Annotated in this window: 17 protein-coding genes; 11 read left to right on the top strand and 6 right to left on the bottom strand. The window is 62.7% G+C overall.

Features of this window, described 5'->3' with window-relative positions; all coding sequences use genetic code 11:
* Nucleotides 1-275: 275 nt before the first annotated feature.
* The 4 genes from cobJ to cobG are packed head-to-tail and all read right to left on the bottom strand — an operon-like array spanning nucleotide 276 to nucleotide 4552.
* Nucleotides 276-1916 carry a precorrin-3B C(17)-methyltransferase gene (gene cobJ / locus RGV33_RS03010; RefSeq protein WP_322143050.1) on the bottom strand — a complete coding sequence of 547 codons (1641 nt, stop codon included), beginning with the start codon at nucleotides 1914-1916 and terminating at the stop codon, nucleotides 276-278.
* Nucleotides 1916-2647, bottom strand: a complete 732-nt coding sequence (locus RGV33_RS03005; protein WP_322143049.1) for a precorrin-2 C(20)-methyltransferase — start codon at nucleotides 2645-2647, stop codon at nucleotides 1916-1918. Before RGV33_RS03005 ends, cobJ begins: the two co-directional genes overlap by 1 nt.
* On the bottom strand, nucleotides 2647-3273 hold the full coding sequence (locus RGV33_RS03000; protein WP_322143048.1) for a precorrin-8X methylmutase: 627 nt from the start codon (nucleotides 3271-3273) through the stop codon (nucleotides 2647-2649). Before RGV33_RS03000 ends, RGV33_RS03005 begins: the two co-directional genes overlap by 1 nt.
* Nucleotides 3266-4552, bottom strand: a complete 1287-nt coding sequence (gene cobG, locus RGV33_RS02995; RefSeq protein WP_322148608.1) for a precorrin-3B synthase — start codon at nucleotides 4550-4552, stop codon at nucleotides 3266-3268. Before cobG ends, RGV33_RS03000 begins: the two co-directional genes overlap by 8 nt.
* Before the next feature lie 110 nt (nucleotides 4553-4662).
* On the opposite strand from cobG, the gene cbiE reads away from it, so the two are divergent.
* Both cbiE and RGV33_RS02985 read left to right on the top strand, forming a co-directional pair.
* On the top strand, nucleotides 4663-5868 hold the full coding sequence (gene cbiE / locus RGV33_RS02990; protein ID WP_322143047.1) for a precorrin-6y C5,15-methyltransferase (decarboxylating) subunit CbiE: 1206 nt from the start codon (nucleotides 4663-4665) through the stop codon (nucleotides 5866-5868).
* Entirely contained in the window at nucleotides 5865-6584 is a 720-nt protein-coding gene (locus RGV33_RS02985) for a cobalt-precorrin-6A reductase (RefSeq protein ID WP_322143046.1), read from the top strand. Before cbiE ends, RGV33_RS02985 begins: the two co-directional genes overlap by 4 nt.
* A 121-nt stretch (nucleotides 6585-6705) precedes the next feature.
* Here RGV33_RS02985 and RGV33_RS02980 read toward each other — a convergent pair whose 3' ends face one another.
* Nucleotides 6706-6957, bottom strand: coding sequence for a DUF6124 family protein (locus RGV33_RS02980; RefSeq protein WP_087693137.1), 252 nt, complete (start codon nucleotides 6955-6957; stop codon nucleotides 6706-6708).
* Between the two features lie 603 nt (nucleotides 6958-7560).
* Here RGV33_RS02980 and RGV33_RS02975 point away from each other — a divergent pair.
* From RGV33_RS02975 to RGV33_RS02935, 9 genes are all read left to right on the top strand, one after another.
* The gene (locus RGV33_RS02975; RefSeq protein WP_322143045.1) at nucleotides 7561-7956 is read left to right on the top strand and encodes a DUF2946 domain-containing protein; all 396 of its coding nucleotides are present in this window, start codon (nucleotides 7561-7563) and stop codon (nucleotides 7954-7956) included.
* 46 nt (nucleotides 7957-8002) lie between these two features.
* A complete protein-coding gene (locus RGV33_RS02970; RefSeq protein ID WP_088424743.1) occupies nucleotides 8003-8485 on the top strand; it encodes a copper chaperone PCu(A)C in 483 nt (160 codons plus the stop codon).
* Between the two features lie 10 nt (nucleotides 8486-8495).
* Nucleotides 8496-8921 carry a DUF2946 domain-containing protein gene (locus tag RGV33_RS02965; protein WP_322143044.1) on the top strand — a complete coding sequence of 142 codons (426 nt, stop codon included), beginning with the start codon at nucleotides 8496-8498 and terminating at the stop codon, nucleotides 8919-8921.
* A 93-nt stretch (nucleotides 8922-9014) separates the two neighbouring features.
* On the top strand, nucleotides 9015-11081 hold the full coding sequence (locus tag RGV33_RS02960; RefSeq protein ID WP_322143043.1) for a TonB-dependent copper receptor: 2067 nt from the start codon (nucleotides 9015-9017) through the stop codon (nucleotides 11079-11081).
* 119 nt (nucleotides 11082-11200) lie between these two features.
* On the top strand, nucleotides 11201-12583 hold the full coding sequence (locus tag RGV33_RS02955; RefSeq protein ID WP_322143042.1) for a PepSY domain-containing protein: 1383 nt from the start codon (nucleotides 11201-11203) through the stop codon (nucleotides 12581-12583).
* Nucleotides 12584-12734: 151 nt separating this feature from the next.
* Nucleotides 12735-14837, top strand: a complete 2103-nt coding sequence (locus RGV33_RS02950) for a TonB-dependent receptor (RefSeq protein ID WP_322148607.1) — start codon at nucleotides 12735-12737, stop codon at nucleotides 14835-14837.
* A gap of 42 nt (nucleotides 14838-14879) precedes the next feature.
* Complete coding sequence (locus tag RGV33_RS02945; protein ID WP_322143041.1) at nucleotides 14880-15668, top strand: ABC transporter ATP-binding protein; 789 nt, start codon at nucleotides 14880-14882, stop codon at nucleotides 15666-15668.
* Nucleotides 15665-16612 carry an ABC transporter substrate-binding protein gene (locus RGV33_RS02940; RefSeq protein WP_322143040.1) on the top strand — a complete coding sequence of 316 codons (948 nt, stop codon included), beginning with the start codon at nucleotides 15665-15667 and terminating at the stop codon, nucleotides 16610-16612. Before RGV33_RS02945 ends, RGV33_RS02940 begins: the two co-directional genes overlap by 4 nt.
* Nucleotides 16609-17619 carry an iron ABC transporter permease gene (locus RGV33_RS02935; RefSeq protein ID WP_322143039.1) on the top strand — a complete coding sequence of 337 codons (1011 nt, stop codon included), beginning with the start codon at nucleotides 16609-16611 and terminating at the stop codon, nucleotides 17617-17619. The genes RGV33_RS02940 and RGV33_RS02935 overlap by 4 nt, the downstream gene beginning before the upstream one ends.
* Nucleotides 17620-17625: 6 nt before the next feature.
* Here the strand turns inward: RGV33_RS02935 and RGV33_RS02930 are convergent, their stop codons facing one another.
* The gene (locus tag RGV33_RS02930) at nucleotides 17626-23577 is read right to left on the bottom strand and encodes a hypothetical protein (RefSeq protein ID WP_322143038.1); all 5952 of its coding nucleotides are present in this window, start codon (nucleotides 23575-23577) and stop codon (nucleotides 17626-17628) included.
* Nucleotides 23578-23649: the final 72 nt, after the last annotated feature.

The raw sequence follows: 23649 nt of genomic DNA, 5'->3' as shown, positions 1-23649 counted from the left end.
GGGGCTTAACGCCAACACTAGTCGAGTTGCCAGGGATTTTTAGCAGCTGCAAATTGACGAACGAACGCGCTGCACTGCGCAGGAAAAATCACCGTGAGCCGCAACGCTCAGTAAATGCTGGGGATGAACCTGACGTTTGGCCAGACGCTGTAATTTTCTTCAGCGAGTAGAGAAAGGTACGACTCGACACGACGCAAAAAGCGCTCGGCAAGCAGACCTTTCTTCCAGCACCGAATGACTTTTTGAAGGTGGCCCCATTGCGGGGCCAGCGTTTTTCAGGAGGCGGGCTTCTCGCCATACCACCGTGGCGTATACACCCACTCGCCGCCATCGGCGCGGGGGAACACGCAAGTGGTGGACGAACCGATCAGCACCATGGTGCGCATGTCCACCTGCTCCGGCGTCAGTTGCCCCAGCGTCGTGACGCGCAGGGTCTGGCCCGGGCGGCCAATATCGCGGCCCAGCACCACTGGCGTTTCGGCCGTGCGATGCTGCGCGACGATTTCCAGGGCGCGCCCCAACTGCCAGGGCCGCGCACGGGAAATCGGATTGTAGAACGCCAGCGCCAGGTCGGCCTGGGAGGCCAGGTCCAGGCGCTTCTCAATGATTGCCCACGGTTTGAGGTTGTCCGACAGCGACATCACACAGAAGTCATGCCCCAGCGGTGCACCCGCCTGCGCAGCGGTGGCGAGTGAGGCCGACACCCCCGGCAAGATCTCCAGGTCGACCTGATGCCAGGCCGGGTCGCTGGAGTCGTGCAAGGCCTCGATCACCGCAGCCGCCATGGCAAACACCCCCGGGTCACCCGAGGACACCACCACCACCGAACGCCCCTGCGCCGCCAACTCAAAGGCGTGACGGGCGCGCTGCATCTCTTCGCGGTTATCGGTGCAATGCTGGACCTGGTCCGGGCGGAACGGCCCGGCCATGCGTACATAGGTTTCGTAACCCAGCACATCGGTGCAGCGGGCCAGTTCGGCCTTGACCGCCGGCACCATCAGTTCGGCAGCGCCGGGGCCCAGACCGATGACCGCCAGGCGCCCACGGGGGCGACCGAGCAAGGACAGGTCCAGGGGTGCACCGGCCACCGTAATGGCGATGTCCGCCTGGGTCGCCAAACCGGCGAAGCGCAACGGCACGCCCAACTCGATTGAAGCCTCCTGCAACGACGAATCGGCCATCTCGGTTTCAGCCGCCAGCAAACACGCCAGGGACTGCACCGCGAGCCCTGCGTCCTGCAACGCCGCACGAATGCGCGCGGCCAATTGCGGCCCCGGCTGGCAGGTGACCAGCACATTCTTTGGATAAATCAGCAGCTCGTTCGGCGCAGGCGCGCGCTCGGCGCTGCCGACGTGAATCGCCAGGCGCGCCAACTGATCCTGCGGCAAGTTGGCCTGATCCAGCCACGGCGCGGCGCCTTCGATACGCACCGACTCACCCGCCAGCAAGTCGGAAACGAAACGCTTGCCCAACTCCAGATCACCCAGTTGATAACCGCTGGGCGGGTTGAGCAGGCAGGTGCCGAAACGCAGCTCGCCACTGGTAGTGATCGCCGCGGCAACGCCCAAGGCGGCGGCAATTTCCCGCGCCAGCACGTTCACGCCACCGAGGCCACCAAGCAACGGCACGACCGCGCTGCCGTCTTCGGCGACCGCCAGCACGGCAGGCTCGACGCCTTTCTCCAACAACAGCGGCGCCAGGGTGCGGATCACAATCCCGGCGGCGCACAACGCGATAATCGGCGTGCCCTGTTGATACAGCTGGCGCACGGTAGCGCCGAATTCGTTATAGGCCTGATCTGCGCCCTCGACCCGTCCGGCCAGGCCGTGGATCAACGCGTCGGGGTACAGCTGCTGGATAGCCCGGGCAGTGGCGAGGCTGCCCTGCCCCAGGATGACAATCGCGGGAGCCGTCATCAGCCTTGCCACCTTTCGCCGGGAACGATGATCAGCGAGAAGTACGGCGAGGACGTTGGATCGACGTCGCTCAGGGCAACGATTTTCTGATTGGCCATGGTCGCGCGCTCGACGTACAACGCCCGGTTCGCCAACCCCAACTCTTCCAATACCTGGCGCACCTTGGTGAAGTTGCGCCCCAGCTTCATGATCACCGCCGCATCGGCATCCGCCAGGCGCCGCTTGAGCTCGTCATGGGGCAACACGCCGGAGAGCACCGACAGGCTCTGGTTGCGATACACCAGCGGTGCGCCCAGCACCGACGCACCACCAAGCATCGAGCACACGCCCGGGATCACCTGGGCTTCGTAGTGCTCGGCCAGGCGGTCATGCAAATACATGTAGGAGCCGTAGAAGAACGGGTCGCCTTCGCAAATCACCGCCACATCGCGCCCGGCGTCCAGGTGCGCGGCAACATCGACACTGGCGGTGTCGTAGAAATCGCTGATCACCTGCTCGTAGGACAGCGGCGCCGGCAGAACTTCAGTGGTCACCGGGTACACCAGCGGCATCAGGGTTTGCTGTGGCACCAAATGGTCTTCGATGATGCCGAAGGCGTTGCCCTTTTTGCCCTTGGCCACGAAGTACGCCACCACCGGCGATTCACGCAGCAGGCGCAGGGCCTTGAGGGTAATAAGTTCCGGGTCACCGGGGCCTACGCCCAGGCCAATCAAACGTCCGCGTGCCGGCATTATTCGACCTCCGTGGCCAAGGCGTTGACCGCAGCGGCCGCCATCGCACTGCCGCCCAGGCGGCCCTGCATGATTACGAACGGTACGCCACGGCTGTCTGCGGCAAGCATAGCCTTGGATTCGGCGGCGCCAACAAACCCCACCGGGAACCCGAGGATCAGTGCAGGTTTTGGCGCGCCGGCGTCGAGCATTTCCAGCAGGTAGAACAAGGCAGTCGGCGCATTGCCGATCACCACCACACTGCCTTCCAGGTGCGGGCGCCACAATTCCAGGGCGGCGGCGGAGCGGGTGTTGCCCAGCTCACGCGCCAGCTCCGGCACGCTGTCATCGCGCAGGGTGCAGATCACCGGGTTGTTGGCAGGCAGGCGGGTGCGGGTCACGCCTTCGCAAACCATCCGCGCATCACACAAGATCGGCGCACCAGCCGCCAGCGCTTCACGACCGGCCTTGCCGGCACCTTCGGAAAATTGCAGGCCGTCGATGGCATCGACCATGCCGCAGGCATGAATTACCCGCACGGCGAGTTTTTCCAGGTCGGCAGGAATGCGATCCAACTTGGCTTCTGCGCGAATGATCGCGAAGGAGTTGCGATAGATCTCCTGACCGTCGCGGATGTAATCAATCATCGGTGTTGCTCCGTGGGTGGGCGCGTAACAAGGCGCCCGCCGCTTCAATAGAAAGAGTGCGCGCGTGCAGGCGACCGAAACCGGGTTGGCCTGCATCGCGAAAATAGAGGTCGTAATGGCCGGGGCTCACGGCCAGCAACGTGACCGGCGCGGTGTGCGCAGCGGCGCAGGACCGTGAACAGCCGGACAGGTGCACGCTGTGGCCGGGCGCAAGCGTCGCCAGTTGCAGGGCATCGGCCTTGGTGTTTGCCAGGCCTTTGGCGCAACCGCTTGCACCGGTGCAGGCGATCAGGCGCGCCAGGGGGTGGTCCACTGAACACAGAAAACCAAGCTGTTCCAGGCGCTCGGTGACAGCCGCCGCCTCCCGGACATTGGGCAGCAGCAGGCCTTGCCATGGTGTGAAACGCAGGGTGGCGTCGCCATGCTCGACCGCCAGTTGCGCGGCGCCCCTGAGCATCGCCGAATCCAGGCGGCCCAAGGGCGCAACGGCGGCGACGTAGACCTGATTTTTTTGGCGCTGTGGATAACTTCCCAGGTACAGCGGCGCGGGGTTGGTGCGCCGTGAAAAGCCGTCAACTGCCTGCAATGGCAGGTTTAGCCGCCCGAGAAAGTTATCCACAGGTGTTTCGGCCAGCAGGTGCCGCATACGGGTTTGATCCGGCCGGGCCAGTTCAAGGAACAGCTCCAGCACCGCCACCACCAATGCATGGCCTTGCGCTAAAGGCACTGCGGCCAATGCCGCATCCTGCGCCGGGCAGCCTGCCAGGCCGAACGCCAACAGCGTCTCGCCATGGGTGTCGAACGCCGACAGCCACAGGTCGTGATGATGTTCGAGCATGGCCAGCGCTTCACCACCGTCCAGTTGCACTGCGAACTTGGCCGACAACTCGTGGAAACGCGGGTGGGTTTCCAGGGTGGCGAGGATCTGGTCCGCCAACAGCCGGGTATCGAACAGCATGTCGCGGTCGATGCCGGCGCTGGGACTGAGCATCAGGTTGCGCACATCGTCCCCGGCGGCGCTCTTGGGGCCCAGGTCAGCGGCCAGCAGGGCAGCGATCAGCGCGTCTTGCCCGGCGCCTATCCCGCGAATTTGCAGGTTGGCGCGGTTGGTCGCCTCGATCACCCCGCCGGCATGGGCCTGGGCCGCTTCTGCGACGGCAAATGCCTGCTTGGCGCTGATCGAACCACCGGCCAGTTTGATCCGGCAAATCCCGCCATCCAACGCCTGGACAATACGCAGCAACCCCGGACAAGCCGAGGGGCGCAAGGTAGTGGACAGTGGTGTTGGTTTCACAGGGCTACCGGTTCACGGGTAAAGGCGCGGTATTATGCCTGCTTTGTCCGGCGGCATGAAAAGCCTGCCCGTCGGATGTCGTTCAAGGAATTCATATGTCGCCCTGGCTGACGGTAGTAGGCATCGGTGAAGACGGCTTCAAGGGCTTGGGCAGAAACGCCCGGCACGCCCTGTTGCGCGCCTCGATAATTGTAGGCGGCCAACGTCAGTTGGACCTGTTGCCGGTGTGTATCCGTGGCGAACGCCAATTGTGGCCCAGCCCGTTTTCCCTGGACCCTGTGTTGGCCAAACGCGGCGAAGCGGTGTGTGTGCTGGCCAGCGGCGACCCGATGTTCTATGGCGTGGGCGCGAGCCTGGCGCGACACATTCCAGCCGATGAGCTGCTGATTCTGCCCGCGCCCTCCTCCGTGTCCCTGGTGGCGGCGCGGTTGGGCTGGCCGTTGCAGGACGTGGTGACGCTGTCGGTGGTTGCGCGGCCGTTGGCGGCGCTGAATGTGCATCTGGCCAGCGGCGTGCGTGTGCTGGTGTTGAGCAATGACGGCCAGAGCCCGGCGGCGATGGCTGCGCAGTTGGCCGAGCGCGGGTTTGGCGCAAGTCGCCTGAGCGTGTTTGAACATCTGGGCGGCCCGGATGAGCGCCGCGTCGACGGCATCGCCCGGGATTGGCCAGGCGAACCGATTGCCGCATTGAACCTGGTGGCCATCGACTGCGTGGCCGACGCCAACACACCGCGCCTGTCCCGCCTGGCCGGGCTGCCGGACTCGGCGTTCAAGCACGACGGCCAACTGACCAAGCGCGACGTGCGCGCCATGACGCTCGCCCGCCTCGCGCCAATGCCCGGTGAACTGCTGTGGGACGTGGGCGCGGGCAGCGGCTCCATCGGGATCGAATGGATGCGTGCCCATCCCAGTTGCCGCGCGCTGGCCATCGAGGCCGACGACGGGCGGCAACGGTTGATCGAACACAACCGTGATGCCCTTGGCGTACCCGGCCTGCAGTTGATTCGCGGCACCGCGCCCCACGCACTCGCAGGCCTGGAAGCGCCCGACGCGATCTTCATCGGCGGCGGCGTGACCCGCGACGGCGTGCTCGACACCTGCTGGCACCACTTGCGCCCCGGCGGCCGGCTGGTGGCCAACGCCGTGACCCTGCAAAGCGAAATGACCCTGATGGCCTGGCGCGAACAACACGGCGGCGAACTCACCCGCATTCATGTGGCCCAGGCCCAGCCACTGGGGGACTTTGATACCTGGCGCCAGGCGCTGCCGATCACCCTGCTGGAAGTGATCAAGCCGCTATGAAACGCATCCTGCTGTTAGGCGGTGTGACGGAAGCCCTCGCCATCGCCCGCACACTGGGGCCCGAGCACATCTACAGCCTGGCGGGCGTCGGCCGCGTTCCGAGCGACCTTACGTGCCAGGTGCGCGTCGGCGGCTATGGCGGCGCTGAAGGCCTGGCGCAATTTATTCGTGAAGAAGGCATTGAGCTGGTGCTGGACGCCACTCATCCGTATGCCGCGCAGATCAGCGCCAACGCCGCTCGCGCCGCCGGTTTGTGCGGCGTTGCCTGCTGGGCCCTGCGCCGCCCGGCGTGGCAGCCACAGGCCGGTGATGACTGGCGCGAAGTCAGTGACTGGGCGGAGTTGATCGAAGCGCTCAAGCCATTCAAGCGACCGCTGTTCACGTTGGGCCGCGAACCGTTGCAACACCTCGACGAAATCCCCGCCGAGCAGTTCTGGACGCTGCGCGCACTGGATGTGTACCCCGGCAATGAACGCTGCGAAGTGATCGGCGCCCGTGGGCCATTTCTGATCGAGGATGAGCGGGCGTTGTTCGAGCGGCGGCAGATTGATGTGCTGATCAGCAAGAACAGCGGCAGCAGCGCCACGGAGCCGAAGTTGGAAGTGGCAAGGGAGCGTGGGGTGCCGGTGTTGGTGTTGAAGCGGCCGGTGTTGGCGCAGGTGGATCGGGAGTTCACGACCGTCAACTCGGTACTGGAAGCATTCCAGTCTGTATGACGCAACACGAAACAAATGTGGGAGCTGGCTTGCCTGCGATACAGACGACGCAGTCGTTCAGATACACCGCAGCGATGCCATCGCAGGCAAGCCAGCTCCCACACTAATCTGCGTCGGTCAGTTAGCTCCTCGCGGCGGCCGTCTGTCCGGCTGCATCGTGCACCCGATCAGCCAGCAACTCCGCCAGTTCGATCAACTGAGCGACACCCAACAACTCCTCTCGCTTCGATCCTTCCAGGCTAAACGCCAAGTCGCAACTCAGCGCGTTGGCCGAGGCAAGTGTTTCAATGAGGTTGACCAACAGGTCTTCGGTGCTGATTCCATCGGCTACGGTGAACAGCCGAAAGGGGGGATTGGGGGTAGGTTTAATCATTGTGAAGCTCCGGAGAAGTACAAAGGAGCTACCACTGATCGCCGCGATGCGATGGGGTGGTAGCTGTACGCGGGTTCGCGGACCGGCTCTCCAGAACACCGGCATACCCGAAGGTATCCCGCGCACAGCCACCATAGTGCCGCACAGTAGACGATAAAAAAGCGCCAACTGAAAGGACACGATGACGCTTTTGCGTCTGAAGAAATCCGGGCCGCGACGCCCGACCGCTGAGTTTGCAGCGGTGTACGGAGACTAGAGATTGCGTTTCCTAGGGACAACCTCAAATCACTGTCGGAAATTTCTGTGGAGGGCCTCCACATTCGAATCGGAAACAATCCAAACTGTGGGAGCTGGCTTGCCTGCGATAGCATCACCTCGATCCAGCAGGAAGACCGAGTCGCCTGTATCGCAGGCAAGCCAGCTCCCACAGCGTTCAGCTGTCGCACTGAACATCGCGGCCCATTTGAAAAGAATGGAAATCCTTGATTCCCGTCTATCCTGAACCCCAGCACTGCGACACCAAACCACACCGTCCCTTTTTACTTATCCCCCCCGATCAGGCTAAATACGCACCTGATCGATTAACCCTACGGATTGTCCGCCATGGCCCGTCAACGCTTTGCATTTGCCTGGATCGCCTGCTTTGCAGTGCTGTTCAATGCGTTTGCCATGCCGATGGCCGGGGCGATGCAGCGTTCGAACAATTCCCTCGACCAGCTGTTGTGGGGCAGTTTCTGTTCTTCCAACGGTACAAAGCTGACGGCGATTGCCCTGGGCAAGCTGGACATTCCGGCGCCGCAGCAGGACGATCACTCCACCATGCAGCATTGCTGGTGCTGCTCGGGCTCGGCGCCATTAGTGGCATTGCCGGGGCACTCACCAACACTGTATTTCGCAAGATTCGACGCGGTGCAAGACCTGCCACCGCCGTCGCTACAATCCCCCACCCCGCGCCAGCAATGGCCGAGCCTTAACCCCCGCGCCTCCCCAACGGTCTGATTTCTTCGCAAGTGAACTGCGTTTAGAACCGTTCTGGAGAACTGCCATGCTCAAATCTTCCCTGCTTCTGGCTGCGTTGTTGCTGCCGGTGTGTGCTGCTGCCAATGCCGAAGACTTCAAGGTCGGCGAACTGGTGGTCAGCGAACCCTGGTCCCAGGAACTGCCGCCCAACGCGCCAACCGTCGCGGCGTATTTCGTGATTCATAACCAGGGTGAGAATGCGGATCGCCTGCTCAGCGTCGACACGCCCGTGGCCGCCAAGGCCGAGCTGCATGAGCATGTGATGCAGGGCGATTTGATGAAGATGCAGCAGGTGACCAGCGTCGCGGTGCCGGCCAAAGGTGACCTGACATTCGCGCCCATGGCCTACCACGTGATGCTGCTGGGCCTGAAGGACCGCAGCGTATTGCGCGACGGCCAGCATTTCCCGCTGACCCTGAATTTCGAGAAAGCCGGGCCGGTGAAGGTGGAAGTGTCGGTGCAGAAGCAACCGCCCATGGCCGGCCATGAGCACATGCACGCCCAGTAGATAAACCTTCATGGGCGCCACTCGCGCCAGGTTGTCCCCGCCCCGCCGTAAGCCAATGAGCCTGCTGCGCGGCAGCTGGATCAGCCTGTTCGCCATGCTGATGATCTTTATCGGTCCGCTGATTTCCCAAGCGATGCCGATGGATCATCACGCCGGCATGTCCATGGAAATGTCCATGGACGCCCCGAGCTGCCATGGCGACGTAAAGCCTGCGACCGACCACAACAAGGCCCCCGACGAACACCACGTGCTCTGGGAAAAGTGCGGCTATTGCAGCCTGCTCTTCAGTTGCCCGGCGCTGCCTGGCAGCGTGTCATTCGTCACCCTCGCCAGCCCGCCGCCCGCCAATGCCATAACTCCCGCGCCACGCCTGGGCCATGCCCGGCAAACCGTGTTCCCCGGCGCCCGTAGTCGCGCCCCACCCATCATCGCGTAAGCCCTTCACACCGTTACTTCACCCCGGCCGACTTTAGACAGACAGCCGCAGGCTGCTGGCCGTGTTGTTTACGAATGAATGATGGAATTTTTCATGTCCAGGTTTTCTGCTGACACCCGCTTGGGATGTACTCCCGTGTTCGCCGTTCTGTGTGGCGCGCTGCTGGTTCCACAGGCCCACGCCGACCAGCCCGACAACGAACTGAGCCCCACGGTGATCACCGCGATCGCCCCCAGCTCGCCGCTGACGATCGTCACCAACCCCAAGGACCCGCGCCAACCGGTGCCCGCCAGCGATGGTGGCGACTACCTCAAGACCATCCCCGGCTTCGCGCTGGTGCGCAACGGTGGCACCAACGGCGACCCGGTGCTGCGCGGCATGTTCGGCTCACGCCTGAACATCCTCACCAACGGCAGCATGATGCTCGGCGCGTGCCCGGGCCGGATGGACGCGCCCACTTCCTATATCTCACCGGAAACCTACGACAAGCTGACCGTGATCAAGGGCCCACAAACCGTACTCTGGGGCCCAGGCGCCTCGGCGGGCACGATCCTGTTCGAACGTGAGCCTGAGCAGTTCGGCACGTTGGGCACACGGGTCAACGCCAGCATCCTGGCCGGCTCCAACGGGCGCTTCGATAAGGTCGTCGATGCGGCGGCGGGCGGGCCGCTGGGTTACGTGCGGGTGATCGGCAACCAGGCCCACGCCGATGACTACAAGGACGGTAACAACGACACTGTCGGCTCACGCTACGACAAGTGGAACGGCGACGTAGCCGTGGGCTGGACCCCGGACGCCGACACCCTGCTGGAACTTACCGCCGGCCGGGGCGATGGCGAAGCCCGTTACGCCGGGCGCGGCATGGACGGCTCGCAGTTCTTGCGCGAGAGCCTCGGGCTGCGGTTCGAGAAGTCCAACATCGGCGAGGTGCTGGACAAGATCGAGGCGCAGGTCTACTACAACTACGCCGACCACGTGATGGATAACTACAGCCTGCGCGTGCCGTCGGGCACCGGGATGATGGCCGGCCCCATGGCCTCCAACGTTGACCGCCGCACCCTCGGCGCCCGCATCAAGGCGACCTGGCGCTGGGCCGATGTGCAGTTGATCAGCGGCCTTGATGCGCAAACCAACGAGCACCGCGAACGCAGTGCCATGGGCGTCGACACCTACAAGGACCTGCCCCGCAGCAAAGACGCCAACTTCCATAACTACGGCGTGTTCGGCGAGCTGACCTGGTACGCCGCCGACCGCGACCGGGTGATCACCGGTGCCCGTGTCGACCGCGCCTCGGCCAAGGACTTCCGGCAAACCCTCGACACCGGGATGATGAGCAGCCCTAACCCCACCGCCGACAAAACCCGCGCCGATACACTGCCGTCGGGCTTTGTGCGCTATGAGCACGACCTGGAGCACAGCCCCAGCACGCTGTACGCGGGGCTTGGGCATTCGGAACGTTTCCCGGATTACTGGGAGCTGTTTTCACCCAACACCGGCGCGGTCGGTTCGGTGAATGCGTTCGATGGCGTGAAGCCCGAAAAAACCACCCAGCTGGATTTCGGCCTGCAATACAAATCCGCAAACCTGGACGCTTGGGCCTCGGGCTACATCGGCCAGGTGCGTGACTTCATCCTGTTCGACTACCAGCCGGGAATGATGGGCACCACCTCCCAGGCGCGCAATGTGGATGCGCGGATCATGGGCGCAGAATTGGGCGCGGCGTACAAGCTGACCGCCAACTGGAAGGCTGACGCCACCTTCGCCTACGCCTGGGGCAAGAACAGCAACGACGGCAAACCGCTGCCGCAGATCCCGCCCCTGGATGCGCGCTTCGGCCTGACCTACAGCCAGGACGACTGGAGCGCTGGCGCCTTGTGGCGAGTAGTCGCGGCGCAAAACCGCATCGACCAGAACAAGGGCAGCGTGGTGGGCAAGGACTTCGACAAGAGCGCGGGGTTTGGCGTGTTCTCGCTGAACGCGGCGTATCGCATCAACAAGAATTTCAAGGTCAGTACCGGGGTCGACAACCTGTTCGGCAAGGCGTACGCCGAGCATCTGAACCTGGCCGGCAACGCCGGGTTCGGCTACCCGGCCAATGACCCGCAAGCCATCAAGGAACCGGGGCGCACGCTCTGGACCAAGGTGGACATGAGCTTCTAAGCGCATCGCAGGCAAGCCAGCTCCCACAGTTGCAATGCATTCCCCCTGTGGGAGTGGGCTTGCCCGCGATGGCGTCCTCGATAACACAAAAAATCCAAGCCTTTGCGGAGCACACCCTGATGAACCCACCGAAGATTTCCTTCTACAACCTGGCCTGGCGCTGGCATTTCTACGCCGGGCTGTTTGTCGCGCCGTTCATGGTGCTGCTGGCCCTGACCGGCATCATCTACTTGTTCAAGCCCCAGCTCGACCCGCTGATGTACGGCAACCTGCTGACGGTGCAAAGCGCCGAGCACGCACTGAGTGCCGACGAGCAACTGCAACGCGCCCAGGCTGCCTATCCACAAGGCCAGATCAGCAAATACCTGCCCCCCGCCGACGCCACCAGCAGCGCGCAATTCGTGATGCACAACGACGGCCGCGAAGTGACTGTATTCGTCGACCCGTATCGCGGCGCCGTGCTCGGTGAACAGGACGCCAAGTACAACCTGCAAGCCATTGCCCGCGCGCTGCATGGCGAGTTGATGATCGGCACCGTCGGTGATCGCCTGGTGGAACTGGCCGCCGGCTGGGGCGTGATGCTGGTGATCTCGGGCGTCTATTTGTGGTGGCCGCGGGGTCAATCGGCAGCCGGTATTTTGTGGCCACGCCTGGGCAGTCGCGGCCGCCTGTTCTGGCGGGACCTGCACGCGGTGGTCGGCTTCTGGGGCGCGGCGTTCCTGCTGGTGATGCTACTCAGCGGCATGACCTGGACAGGTTTCTGGGGCAAGCAATACGCCGAGCTGTGGAATAAATTTCCGGCGGCGATGTGGAACAACGTGCCTCAGTCTGACCAGCAGGCCCGCAGCCTCAACACGGCAACGCAGCAGACCGTGCCATGGGCTATGGAAAACACGCCGATGCCGATGTCCGGCGAGCATGCCGAACACATGCAGCATGGCGGCATGACCCAAGGCCCGGCCGCGCCCACCATCAGCCTGCAACAGGTGGTCGACCTCGCCAACTCACGCAAGGTCGAGCCCGGCTACAGCATCACCTTCCCCACCACCGCCGAAGGCGTTTTCACCATCGCAGTGTTCGCCAACGACCCGCGCAACGACGCCACCCTGCATGTCGACCAATACACCGGCAAGGTCCTGGCCGATGTGCGCTGGGAGCACTACAACAGCGTGGCGCGAGTTACCGAATCCGGCGTGATGCTGCACGAGGGCAAGATGTTTGGCGTAATCAACCAGATCATCGTGCTGCTGATTTGCCTGATGATCCTGCTCAGTGCCGTCAGCGGCCTGGTGATCTGGTGGAAGCGCCGGCCGCAGGGTAGCCTCGGGGTTCCGCCGTTGCGCCACGACCTGCCGAAATGGAAAACCGCGATGGCGATCATGCTTGGGCTGGCGATTGTCTTTCCGCTGGTGGGCGCCTCGTTGATCGTGGTCTGGGCACTGGATCGCCTGGTGCTTTCACGGCTTATTGGCCAAGGTGAATCTACCTCAGGTTCAGCGTGAACCAGACGAGATGCCCTGCCTGGAGGCGTTATGTAGTCTTGGGCGGGCTTTCGCTCACGCCGCACAAAGTGTTATATTATAACACTTGATGCATCCCCTACTCGCCGCGCGCTGCGGCGAGTACCGCCTCGAAGAAGCGATTTATCGTCCGATGAACAACTACCTTGCGTCCGGCTTGTGCCTGCTCGCGCTGCAAAACAGTGCCCAGGCCCTGACTCTTCCCGCCAGTGCCGTCTCTGCCCCGGCCGTCAATGAGGAGTACGTCGACCTGAAAACCCCGACCACGGCAGGTTCGCGCCTGAACCTCACGGCCCTGCAAACCCCGGGCAGTGTTGAAAGCCAGACGGGCGAGCAGATACGCGCGCGGGGCGATGCCACGGTGCAGGACGCCATTTCCCGGGCCACCGGCATCAGCCGCACCGGCACGCCGGGCGACGGCGGCACCTCGTTGTCGGCGCGCGGGTTTACCGGCCAGAGTTCGGTGCTGCAACTGTACGACGGTGCCCGCATGTTTGATGGCGCGGGCACTTCCACCTTCCCGGTCGACACTTGGTCGGTAGAGCGGGTAGACGTACTGCGCGGCCCGGCCTCGGTAATGTACGGCCAGGGCGCCACCGGCGCGGTGATCAATACCCTGCCGAAGAAACCCTTCGAAGGCGAGATCGAAAACCACGTCCGCCTGGGCTACGGCTCCTATGATCGCCAGCAACAAGCCCTCGACAGCGGCGGCTCGCTGACCGACACCCTGAGCTATCGCCTGAACATCAACCGCCTGCGCAGCAACGGTTTCATCGACCGCGGCGAGTCCTCCAGCGACTTTGTCAGCGCTGCCCTGCGCTGGCAGGCGGCGGATGACCTGAGCTTCACGCTCTCCACCGACTACGGCGACCAGACCCCGCAAAACTATTACGGCACACCGCTGATCAACGGCCAGTTGCACAAGGGCCTGCGCGACAAGAACTACAACGTCAGCAACGACACCCAGCATTACAACGACCAGTGGACACGCCTGGTCAGCAAGTGGCAGATCAACGACAACGTCAGCGCCAGCAACGAACTGTCGTACCTGAAAAACCAGCGCCGCTGGCAGAACGCCGAGAGCTACAACTACGTCAACGCCAGCCTGGTGCGTGCAGACTACCTGAGCATCAAGCACAACCAGGAACAGGTCGGCGACCGCCAGACCTTCACCTTCAAACACATGCTGTTCGGCCTCGACAGCCAGACCGTGACGGGCGTTGAATACAACCGCATTCGCTTCCGCCTGGCCAGTAACGCGCCATTTAATGATCTGACGGATGGCCAGCCAGTCGACATCCTGCATCCGGTGCCACAGCCGTTTGAAAGCGCCGACGCGTTCAAGCCGCAGTCCGTCAGCACCACCAAACAGCTCGCTGCTTTCGCCGAAAACCGCCTGCAACTGACCGACAAACTGTCGTTGGTCACAGGCGTGCGCCGCGACTACGTCCACATCGACCGCCAATCCCTGATGGATGGCAGCGACGCCGACAAAACCTTTACCGGTAACAACTGGAAAGCCGGCCTGGTCTACGCCTTCACCCCGGACACCTCGGTGTATGGCCAGTACGCCACCAGCACCGACGGCGTCGGCAGCCTGATCACCTTGGACGCCAACCAGCAGCAGTTCGGCCTGTCCACGGCCAGGCAAACCGAAATCGGCATCAAGCAGGCGTTCTGGGACGCGCGTGGCGAATGGACCCTGGCGGCCTACCACATCGTCAAAAAGAAACTGCTGACCGATGTGCCAGGCACCGACCTCAAGGAACAAGTCGGCCAACAGTCTTCCAACGGCCTGGAAGCCAGCCTCGACCTGCAACTGCCGAACGCCTGGCAACTGCAAGCCAACGCGGCCATCGTGCGGGCGCAGTACGACGACTTTTCCGAAGAGGTCAATGGCCAACAAGTGTCCCGCGACGGCAACCGCCCAACCGACGTACCGCGTCGCACCGCCAACCTGTGGTTGAGCAAAGCCCTCACTGACGACGTGCGCGCCGGTGCCGGTGTGCGCTACGTGGACGCGCGGTATGCCGACACTGCCAACACCAGCGAGGTGCCGAGCTACACCGTGGTGGACGCCACCGTGTCATGGAAAGCCATGCACAACACGACATTGGGCCTGCAATTGAATAACCTGTTCGACCGCACCTACGCCGTCAGCCAATACAATAACGGCCAGCAATGGATCCTGGGTGAACCCAGGTCGTTGTTTGTGACGGCCGACTACACCTTTTAATTGAATGCGACACTGTCCAATGTGTTGGACCCGAGAGTATTGATGACTTCACTCAACCTCACCGACCTCGCCTGGACCCCACCAGGCCACGAGTACTGTCATCACCAGTTCCAACTGCGTGACGCCAGCCTGCGCGTGAGTGCCGGTGAGTTTGTGGGGCTGATCGGCCCCAACGGCAGCGGCAAGACCAGCCTGCTGCGGTGTGCCTATCGGTTCAGCAAACCGGCTGAAGGTGAGGTGCTGCTGGAACACCAGAACGTCTGGAAGCAATCCTCCAAGTGGTGCGCGCAACGTATCGCCGTAGTGCTCCAGGAGTTTCCCGACGCCTTCGGCCTGCGGGTGGATGAAGTGGTCGCCATGGGCCGCACGCCCCATAAAGGCCTGTTTGACAGCGACACTGTCGAAGACCAGGACCTGATCCGGCAAGCCCTCGAATCCGTTGGCCTGCTGGGCTTTGAAGACCACGCCTTCGCCACCCTCTCGGGCGGTGAAAAGCAGCGCGTGATCCTGGCCCGCGCCTTGGCCCAGCAGCCGCAACTGCTGATCCTCGACGAGCCGACGAACCACCTCGACCCCCGCTACCAACTGCAATTGCTGCAACTGGTCAAGCGCCTGAACATCGCCACCCTGGCGAGCATTCATGACCTGAACCTGGCCGCCGCGTTCTGCGATCGCCTGTACGTGATCAACCATGGGCGCATCGTCGCCAGCGGCGCACCCCACGAAGTGCTCACCGCCGAGTTGCTGCGCGAGGTGTTTGGCGTTGAAGCATTGATCGACACTCATCCTTTGTCCGGCTACCCCCGAATTACCTGGATAACCCAACCATGATCCTGCGTTCCCTGCTGTCTTTTGCTTTACTGCTCGGCACTTCCCAGGCATTCGCCGAAGCGACTCATTACCCGCTGAACATCCAAAGCTGCAACCGTCAGGTGACCTTCGCCGAGGCGCCGAAACACGCGGTCAGCCACGACATCAACATGACCCAGATGATGCTCGCCCTGGGCCTCAAGTCGCACATGGCCGGCTACAGCGGCGTGACCGGCTGGAAGTCGGTGACACCGCAAATGGCGCAGATCCTCGACGGCCTGCCGGAACTGGCGAGTAAATACCCCTCGGTGGAAACCCTGCTCAACGCCAACGTCGATTTCTTCTTCGCCGGTTGGGACTACGGCATGCGCGTGGGCGGCGACCTCACGCCGCAAACCCTGCAACCGTTGGGCATCAACGTGTATGAGCTGACCGAGTCCTGCGCCTTCGTGATGAAGCGCCCGGCCGCCACCCTGGAAGACACCTATAACGACCTGCGCAACCTGGGCAAGATCTTCGACGTGCAGGACCGCGCCAATGCGCTGATCGCGCAGATGCAGGCCCAGGTGGCCGAGGTGCAGAAAACCCTGCCCGCCGACAAGCCGCGTGTCTTCCTCTACGACAGCGGTGAAGACCGCGCCATGACGTCCGGCCGCCTGGGCATGCCCCAAGCGCTGATCGATGCGGCCGGTGGGCGCAATATCCTGGATGATGTGGACGCCAGCTGGACCCGGGTCAACTGGGAAACCGTGGTGGAGCGCAACCCGCAAGTGATCGTCATCGTCGACTACAGCGAAATCACCGCCGAGCAGAAAGAGCAATTCCTGCTCAACAACCCGGCGCTGCAATCGGTGGACGCGATCAAGAACCAACGCTTTATCGTCATCCCCTACGTGCAGGCCACGCCCGGCATCGACAATGTGCTGGCGGTTGAAACCCTGGCCAAGGGGTTCCACGGCGAATGATCACCCCTCGCTACGCCTTGCTGCTGAGTGCCCTTGGCGCGTTGCTGCTGATCTCGTGCGTTATCTCGCTGGGGTTCGGCTCGGCGCGGGTGCCGGTGGACGTGGTGTGGCGAATTTTGCTGCACAAGGCCTTCGGTATTGGCGCAGTGGACTGGAGCAACGGCCAGGAACATATCGTGTGGCTGATCCGCGTGCCGCGCATGTTGTTGGGCGCCTTGGTGGGCGCCGGGCTGGCATTGATCGGTGCGGTATTGCAGGCCGTCACACGCAACCCGCTGGCCGACCCGCACCTGCTGGGTGTGACCTCCGGCGCCACCCTTGGCGCGGTGATCGTGGTGCTGCATGTGGGTGAAGTGATTGGCCTGTTGACACTGCCCATTGCCGCGTTCATCGGTGCATTGTTGAGCATGATCGTGGTGCTGGCGGTGGCCAGTCGCAACGGCCGCCTGGAGAGTGACCGGTTGCTGCTGTGCGGGGTGGCCGTGTCGTTCGTGATGATGGCGGTGGCCAACCTGCTGCTGTTCATGGGCGACCACCGCGCGGCTTCGGCAGTGATGTTCTGGATGCTCGGCGGCCTCGGCCTCGCGCGCTGGGAATTGCTGGCAATTCCCTTTGCCACCGTGTTGCTGGGGCTGGTGTTGCTGCTGGGCATGGCGCGACCATTGAACGCATTGATGGCCGGCGAACAGACCGCCGTGACCCTGGGTTTGAACGCACGCAATGTACGGCTCAAAGTGTTTTTGATCGCCTCGCTGATGACCGGCGTGCTGGTGTCCATCAGCGGCTCCATCGGCTTTGTGGGGCTGATGGTGCCGCACATTGCGCGACGCCTGGTGGGCGCCGAGCATCGCCGGTTACTGCCGGTGTGTGTACTGTTGGGCAGTGTGTTCCTGGTGTGGGTCGACGTAGCAGCCCGCACGATGATCGCCCCCGAGGACTTGCCGATTGGCGTGGCCACGGCGGCGATTGGCGGGCTGTTTTTTATCGGTTTGATGCGCAAGCGCTAACAGCGGTTACTCGGCCGGGTCGTCTTCCTTGAGTGTTTGCAGCAGGTGGCGCGCCACCTGGCTGCGAGGCAGCCAGAAGCGGTCGACTTCCAGGATGGTCAATTTACCCGAGGTGGCCAACCGGCGGATCACCTCACTGGGCAGGACCTTCAGCGTGCCGCCGTCCTCCTCCCAGTCATCGCGCAGCAGTTGGTTTTCGTCGGCGTGGTAACTGGGCTCGAAAACAATCAAACCACCGTGCAACGGAGTGAAGTAGTAGCGGCCACCGGCAACCCCGTCCTGGCGCAGCATTTCTACGGCGCCCCGAATTTCCGACTGGGTCACGAAGTTGCGCGCCAGCGCGTCCTCGTAGCGATCTGCCAAGCGCCGGCGTTGCGCGTCGACCTTGTAAAGCTGTTGCACGCCGATGACCTTATACCCTTTGGGGTAGCGGGTTGAAGTGCTGGTGTATCCCAGGTTCATTACCCCCTCGAACAGCGCTTTGTAGGCAGGCGTATCGCGGCGCCGACCCACCGGCACGGAGGGGCCGGGGTCTTCCACCGGCTGCACGGCAATGAACGTATCGCTGTCACCATTACTCAGGATCGCGCCCTGGCGTGCCTGCCGGGCAAGTGGGGCGAAGCGCTGCCATACCAGGCGCGCCGCATCGTCGGGGTGAGCACACAACGGCCCCAGCGCAAGGCGCGGATCAAGCTCGCCCAGCGTGGGTAGAGACGCACTTAGCGAGCGTGCCCTGGCGACCCAGAACGGGCTGCTGGCCAACAGGCGCAGCTCACCGGATTGCGCCAGTTTCAACACATAGCCATCGACAGTGCCGTTGCTGTGCAGGCTTGTAAGGTAGGCCTCCTGGCGAGCGGCTGAGGTAAAGTCGCTGTCCAGCCGGGTTGCCTGGTAGCGAACCAGCGCACCGTCGGGGCACGACAGGTACAGCGGCAAAAATTGCTCGTCTGGCGCGTTCAGCACCCGCAAGAAACTCAGGGCGGCGAGCATGGCTGCAGGCGCTATCAGTTGCTCATAGCCCACGCCCTGGGGCAGCCTGGCTGAAGCATGCGTCGGCAAGCGCACATACAATCCATGCAGCGCGTAGCCGAGCGGTAAGTTGGCGCTTATAAAGACTCGGTCCAGGTTGAACTTGAGGTCGTCACCCTTGACCGGTGAACTGGCAACAAAGTGCCCATTGTCAGACGACTTGAGAATCACCCCCACACTCAGCTTACCGCGTTCGTGAGTCGCCTCGTGCCCGTGGCGGGCAGCATCATCGGCGTGTTTGAACACCGGGCTCAGTGCCCGGTCAGCCACCGCGTGCTGCACTTCATCCGGTCGCAGGTAAGCCAGGCCGGGCATCCAGCCCGGCAGCACCTTGCGTGCCGTGCCCCACAGCGGGCTGCCCTCCAGCACCGTCAGGGTGCCCACCCGTACCAGCTGGTTGACCAGTTCAGAGGGTTGTCTACGGCCCGCACGCAGTTGCTGTTCAAGGGCATTGCCGAAAGGGTCATGGGGCGCCTGGTGATTGGCTTGCAACGATGTTTCCAGCTGCTCAAGCAACTGCGTCGTCTCGTCGCGTTGGGCGCGGGACATCAAGTCACGGTCGGGGTCTTGCAGGGTGAAACAGAGCAACGAGCCGTCGGGGCCGAACAGGTATTCATGGGTCCACAGGTGCGCAGACTTGAATAAGGTGCCCAGTACCGGGGTAGCAAACAGGTTCTGGTACACCTGGTTCTCTTGCTCCGCCAACCAGAATGGCAGCACCGCAGCCCCACGGCAGCGATAGCGCGCGACGGCCTTCCAGCCTGGCGCCAGCAGCATCTGGCTGACGTCATCATCGGGCAGGATTTCCTTGGGGTTGAAGTCCTCACCAGACACCGGCACCGCCTGCGTCGCAACAAACTTGCCGTTGCGCCCCAGGACCAACCCGCCATGACCGGCGCTGTGAGGTTGTTGATAGACATAGCGCACGGCGTCTGCCTGGGTGCTGAAGAGCGGGCTCAATGGCCGTCGTAAAAAATCCCCATAGGCCGCCCAGGGGCTGGATTGGCTGACCTCCAGCTTGCCCGGCCGGCCCCAGCAGTCGCTGGGCACCACCACACTCAGCCAGCTTAATCGTGCGACCTGATTGATAAACGCCACGGGCGACATTTGGCCACCGGCCAGCAAGGTTTTTTCGTCCTCAAAGACTCCCGACTCCTGGCGCGCCGGTTTGAACAGCGTCGATGACACCGGGGCCTGCACCCTCAACAACGCGCGGTCCAACGTCGAGATAAAGATCGGCAAGCCGGTCAGCGCGCCGGTCTCGCGCAGGCGCCTGGCCTCCAGGACGGCGCTGTCCAGATCCTCGGCAGAGAGAAAGTGGCGTGCCAGCCAGTGCTCATGGGTGACAAGCCCTTGCGGTACCCAGTGACGAACGTAGAACAACCCATGCAGTTGATAGTTCGCCGGGTAGGCAAACCCACCCTCGCCACCGGTTTGAAACAGCCCGCCCTGGGCGAACAAGCCGGCCTTGTCCCAGGACGGCGACACCTCGGTGCACACAAAGGCGTCTTTGTCCCGATGCTTGAGGATGAAGGCGTAGCCCGTCTGGGTCGGCGCCTCGTAACCGGCAACTTGCCGGTGCAAGGCTTGCGCGGCGTCCTGGGCCTTGGCGAACACCGCGCCAAAGGAAACCTGCTCGGGGCGCTGGCGCTGCGAAATCGTGCGGCTCGGGCGCCAGTGTTCGGTAATCAGCCCCGACGCCCCCCATAGCGGGCTGGGCAATACCACGCGCAGGCTGCCGGCAGCCGCCACCTGCCGCACCCACTCTTTGGCCGTCAAGGAACCATTGTCCAAATTACGCGCCACGGGGCTGCCCAGGGCGGAAGGGGTGACGTCCTTGAGCAGCGAAGCCTGTGCGGGCAAATCGACCATGTCATACACCAGCAAGGCATCGCGGGCACTCGACAGGTAGCCCACCGGCACCTGGTGGCGGTTCTGAATCAAGGTGTAGATGTCGTCGGCAGAAAAAAACTGCGCTTGCAGGTAGGCATCTTCCCGTGACCAGCCCTCGCGTGCCATGCGTGCAGGCTCGATCAGCGACACGCCGCGGCACGACCCATACACGGCTTTCAAGGTGTGCCCGGTGGGCAGCAACGAACGGCCCTTGGCGTCCTGGGGATAAACAACACCCAGGGCAAAACGCCCGGTGTCGTCCACATACAGCGGCTCGGTCGCCACGTAGAGGCCATCCGAGCGTTGCAGGATATAGCCGGTGTAGTCGCGCTCGCGTTGGTCTTTGAGCTGCCCATGGGCGTAGCGCGCTGCATCCTCCATCTGCAGGAACCCGCTGCTCAGGAGAGGTTGCTGCACGCTGGCGTAGGGGCGCCAGGTGTCGCGCACCAGGCCCGGGGTATCCCACAGCGTTGCGGGCTGGAGCACCGACAGCGCGCCCGCTTCGGCGACTTTGAGGATCAGGGCATGAGGCGTAAGCGTACCGGCCCGCAATTCGTCTGCAAGGCCGTTGTCTGTTACGCGGCCGTCGGGCAGTACACCGAACAGTTGGCCTTCCTGGGCCGAACCGGAAAACTGGTAACCCAATTGGGCGCCGTCGAGGGTACTGAAGTAGAGGGCCAGGTTGCTGTCGGTATGGCGACGCGCAAAGGCAATGGCCCTGGCGAAATCCAGGGTGGCGATAAACGATTCGTACAACCAGGGCTCTGCGTGAATCCCGCTGCTGTCGGGTTCACTGCGGCAGTACCAACCTTTGAGTACGAAACCCGAGGGCAGCCGTGGCACACCGTCGCTGCCTGCCGGAAACAATCGCGACAACGCGAAAAAATCCGGATCGTCGCCGGACTGCACAGCATCCGCAGGCTCTGTGACCACGTACTCCGAGGTGCTGCGGTGCTTGAGAATACAACCGATGCGCCTGCCGCCCGGTGCTGCCTGCATGCGGTCATGAGCATACTGCAGCGCCGTGGGCAGGTCGGTAAACACCAGGCTCAGGGGGGTGTCGATGGGTGCGCTCGCCTTGAACGGCGTCTGCGGGGCCCATGTTGCGGGCACGCGCCCCTGCACGTTGTACCAGGACTCATCGGTCAGCAATACCGTCAGTTCGCCCACCTTCAGCAGTTCCTTGACCATCCCTTCGGGTGTGCCATCAAAACCCTGCGGGCGAGGTACGATCGCGCCGTGGCGACCGTCCCACAAATACTGTTCAAACTCACGTTCAGCCGCAGAGCCACTTGTCTGGTACTTGATCAGCGTGCCCTTCATGCCGCTGGTGTAGAGCGCCTGGGTCAGTGCAGAAAAATGAATAACCGGAAAAATCGCCGCCACGTAAGGGACACTTGCCAGGAACGCCTTTTGCCTGGCCGTACGCTGGTCAAAGTCACCGTAATAACGGGCCACGGCCACGCTCGGGCGCTCGAAAAGCGCCACAATGTGATGGCCCTCAAGCTCCACGCGGGTCAAATACGCGCCGGTTTCGGGCGGCACCCCCCAAATCGCATGCTGCTGTGCTACCCGCAGCAGTCTTGAGGCCAAAAAACGGCCATCACTGCGCTGCAGGATAAAACTCAGGAGATACTCATCTTCCTGCTGGCTGGCGTAATGCTGGTAGCGGGCGGCATCATCGGCGGTCACAAAGACCGGGCTCAAGGAGTCCAGGATACGCGCATAGGGGCGCCAGTCCTGGCCCACGATGCCGGCCTTGTCCCATACCTGCCCGGTCTCAAGCACCGTCAACGTACCGACTGCCGCCACTTCCCGAACAAACTCGGCGGGGGTCAAAGTGCCGGCCTTCAGGCGCTCATCGGCAGCCCTGCCTTGATCGGCCACCAGGCGCAACTGCTCCGGTGAGCCGGTGCAGTGATAGACCAGCAGTGCCCCGTCATTGGCGCGTAAATAAAAATCCATTCCCTGCTCATCGTCGGCCACCATTGCGAAGGCTGTCGCCAGGGACGAAGCCGTGAAGAAGCAGTCGGCCAGCCAGGTCTGCTTGGTCACAATGGGCGGGGTTGCCGGCAGCAGCGAGCAGTAGATGCCGTGCAAATAAAACCCGCTGGGTAATTTGGGACGGCCTTTGGGCAATGTCAGCTTCGGATGGCGCAATGCAAACACATGCTTCAAGGCGGCCTCGGGCAAATGCGCCACATACTCCCGCTCATCATCGATCAACAGATAGCCAAAGTAAGTGCCTTGCAGGCTCATGTCTTGAAGGCTCGGGTCCAACGGCGGCAGGGCTGACCTAATGGCGTCTTTCACATGGCGAAAGACCTGAGTGTGGGGCGGCGTTTGCCGCTCTTGTGCGACTTTTTCAACCGTTTGGCTGATCGTCCAGGGCTCAACTACCTGGCCGGCTTTGCCACCCCACACACCATTGGGCACCACAACCCGGAGCACCCCCGCGCGCGCAGCGCTATTGATCAAGAAAATGAAGTTTTCAAAGTCAGTCGGGGGCCTGGAGATTTTGAGTACGCGCAAAAAATCGGCCTCGGTTTTGGAGCCGGTGCTTTCATATTTGATCAGCGAGTCATGGAGCCCCGACAAATAGTAAATCGGGCAAAATGCGCGCTGTTCGATAATGAAAACCAGGCCCTTCATCGAAAAGAAGCTGCTGTCCAGTTGCAACTGCGACGGGGTCCAGTGCGCCAATTCGTCTTTCTGTACTTTGCTTTGGTCGGTGCGAGAACTGTAAAAGGCGTAGACGCTGTAACCCTGTGGATGAATAAAATCCCCCTTGGCATCCGTGTTGAGCATGGTGCCAAAGTCAAACCCGCGGGCATCACCCGCAATCGGCACCGTGGGCTGGTATCGGTTGTCGGCGCGTTTCACAATCACGCCGCCATATACCCGGCCCCGCTGGTCGCTGACTTGGTGGTGCGCCCATGTTGCCGCATCGTTTGCGGTGATAAATACCGGCCCCAACGGCGCAAGTTCCACCGTGACTGTGCCGGGTTGATCGTCTTGTAATTCAGTGCTGTCCATGTCCACCTACACTCAAATGGCGTTAAAAAAGCCTGGCGTCGCGCCCCGGGATCGGAGCGCGCCAGAAGGCTT

This window comes from Pseudomonas sp. Bout1 (genome assembly GCF_034314165.1).
GTDB lineage: Bacteria > Pseudomonadota > Gammaproteobacteria > Pseudomonadales > Pseudomonadaceae > Aquipseudomonas.
Note: the sequence above shows the minus strand (reverse complement) of the source record. Positions and strands in the feature narration are given on the sequence as shown.

Bases quoted from the DNA above. Each gene is read 5' to 3' on its own strand.
- cobJ (WP_322143050.1), bottom strand. From the start codon at position 1,916: ATGACGGCTCCCGCGATTGTCATCCTGGGGCAGGGCAGCCTCGCCACT.
- RGV33_RS03005 (WP_322143049.1), bottom strand. From the start codon at position 2,647: ATGCCGGCACGCGGACGTTTGATTGGCCTGGGCGTAGGCCCCGGTGAC.
- RGV33_RS03000 (WP_322143048.1), bottom strand. From the start codon at position 3,273: ATGATTGATTACATCCGCGACGGTCAGGAGATCTATCGCAACTCCTTC.
- cbiE (WP_322143047.1), top strand. From the start codon at position 4,663: ATGTCGCCCTGGCTGACGGTAGTAGGCATCGGTGAAGACGGCTTCAAG.
- RGV33_RS02985 (WP_322143046.1), top strand. From the start codon at position 5,865: ATGAAACGCATCCTGCTGTTAGGCGGTGTGACGGAAGCCCTCGCCATC.
- RGV33_RS02980 (WP_087693137.1), bottom strand. From the start codon at position 6,957: ATGATTAAACCTACCCCCAATCCCCCCTTTCGGCTGTTCACCGTAGCC.
- RGV33_RS02975 (WP_322143045.1), top strand. From the start codon at position 7,561: ATGGCCCGTCAACGCTTTGCATTTGCCTGGATCGCCTGCTTTGCAGTG.
- RGV33_RS02970 (WP_088424743.1), top strand. From the start codon at position 8,003: ATGCTCAAATCTTCCCTGCTTCTGGCTGCGTTGTTGCTGCCGGTGTGT.
- RGV33_RS02965 (WP_322143044.1), top strand. From the start codon at position 8,496: ATGGGCGCCACTCGCGCCAGGTTGTCCCCGCCCCGCCGTAAGCCAATG.
- RGV33_RS02960 (WP_322143043.1), top strand. From the start codon at position 9,015: ATGTCCAGGTTTTCTGCTGACACCCGCTTGGGATGTACTCCCGTGTTC.
- RGV33_RS02955 (WP_322143042.1), top strand. From the start codon at position 11,201: ATGAACCCACCGAAGATTTCCTTCTACAACCTGGCCTGGCGCTGGCAT.
- RGV33_RS02950 (WP_322148607.1), top strand. From the start codon at position 12,735: ATGAACAACTACCTTGCGTCCGGCTTGTGCCTGCTCGCGCTGCAAAAC.
- RGV33_RS02945 (WP_322143041.1), top strand. From the start codon at position 14,880: ATGACTTCACTCAACCTCACCGACCTCGCCTGGACCCCACCAGGCCAC.
- RGV33_RS02940 (WP_322143040.1), top strand. From the start codon at position 15,665: ATGATCCTGCGTTCCCTGCTGTCTTTTGCTTTACTGCTCGGCACTTCC.
- RGV33_RS02935 (WP_322143039.1), top strand. From the start codon at position 16,609: ATGATCACCCCTCGCTACGCCTTGCTGCTGAGTGCCCTTGGCGCGTTG.
- RGV33_RS02930 (WP_322143038.1), bottom strand. From the start codon at position 23,577: ATGGACAGCACTGAATTACAAGACGATCAACCCGGCACAGTCACGGTG.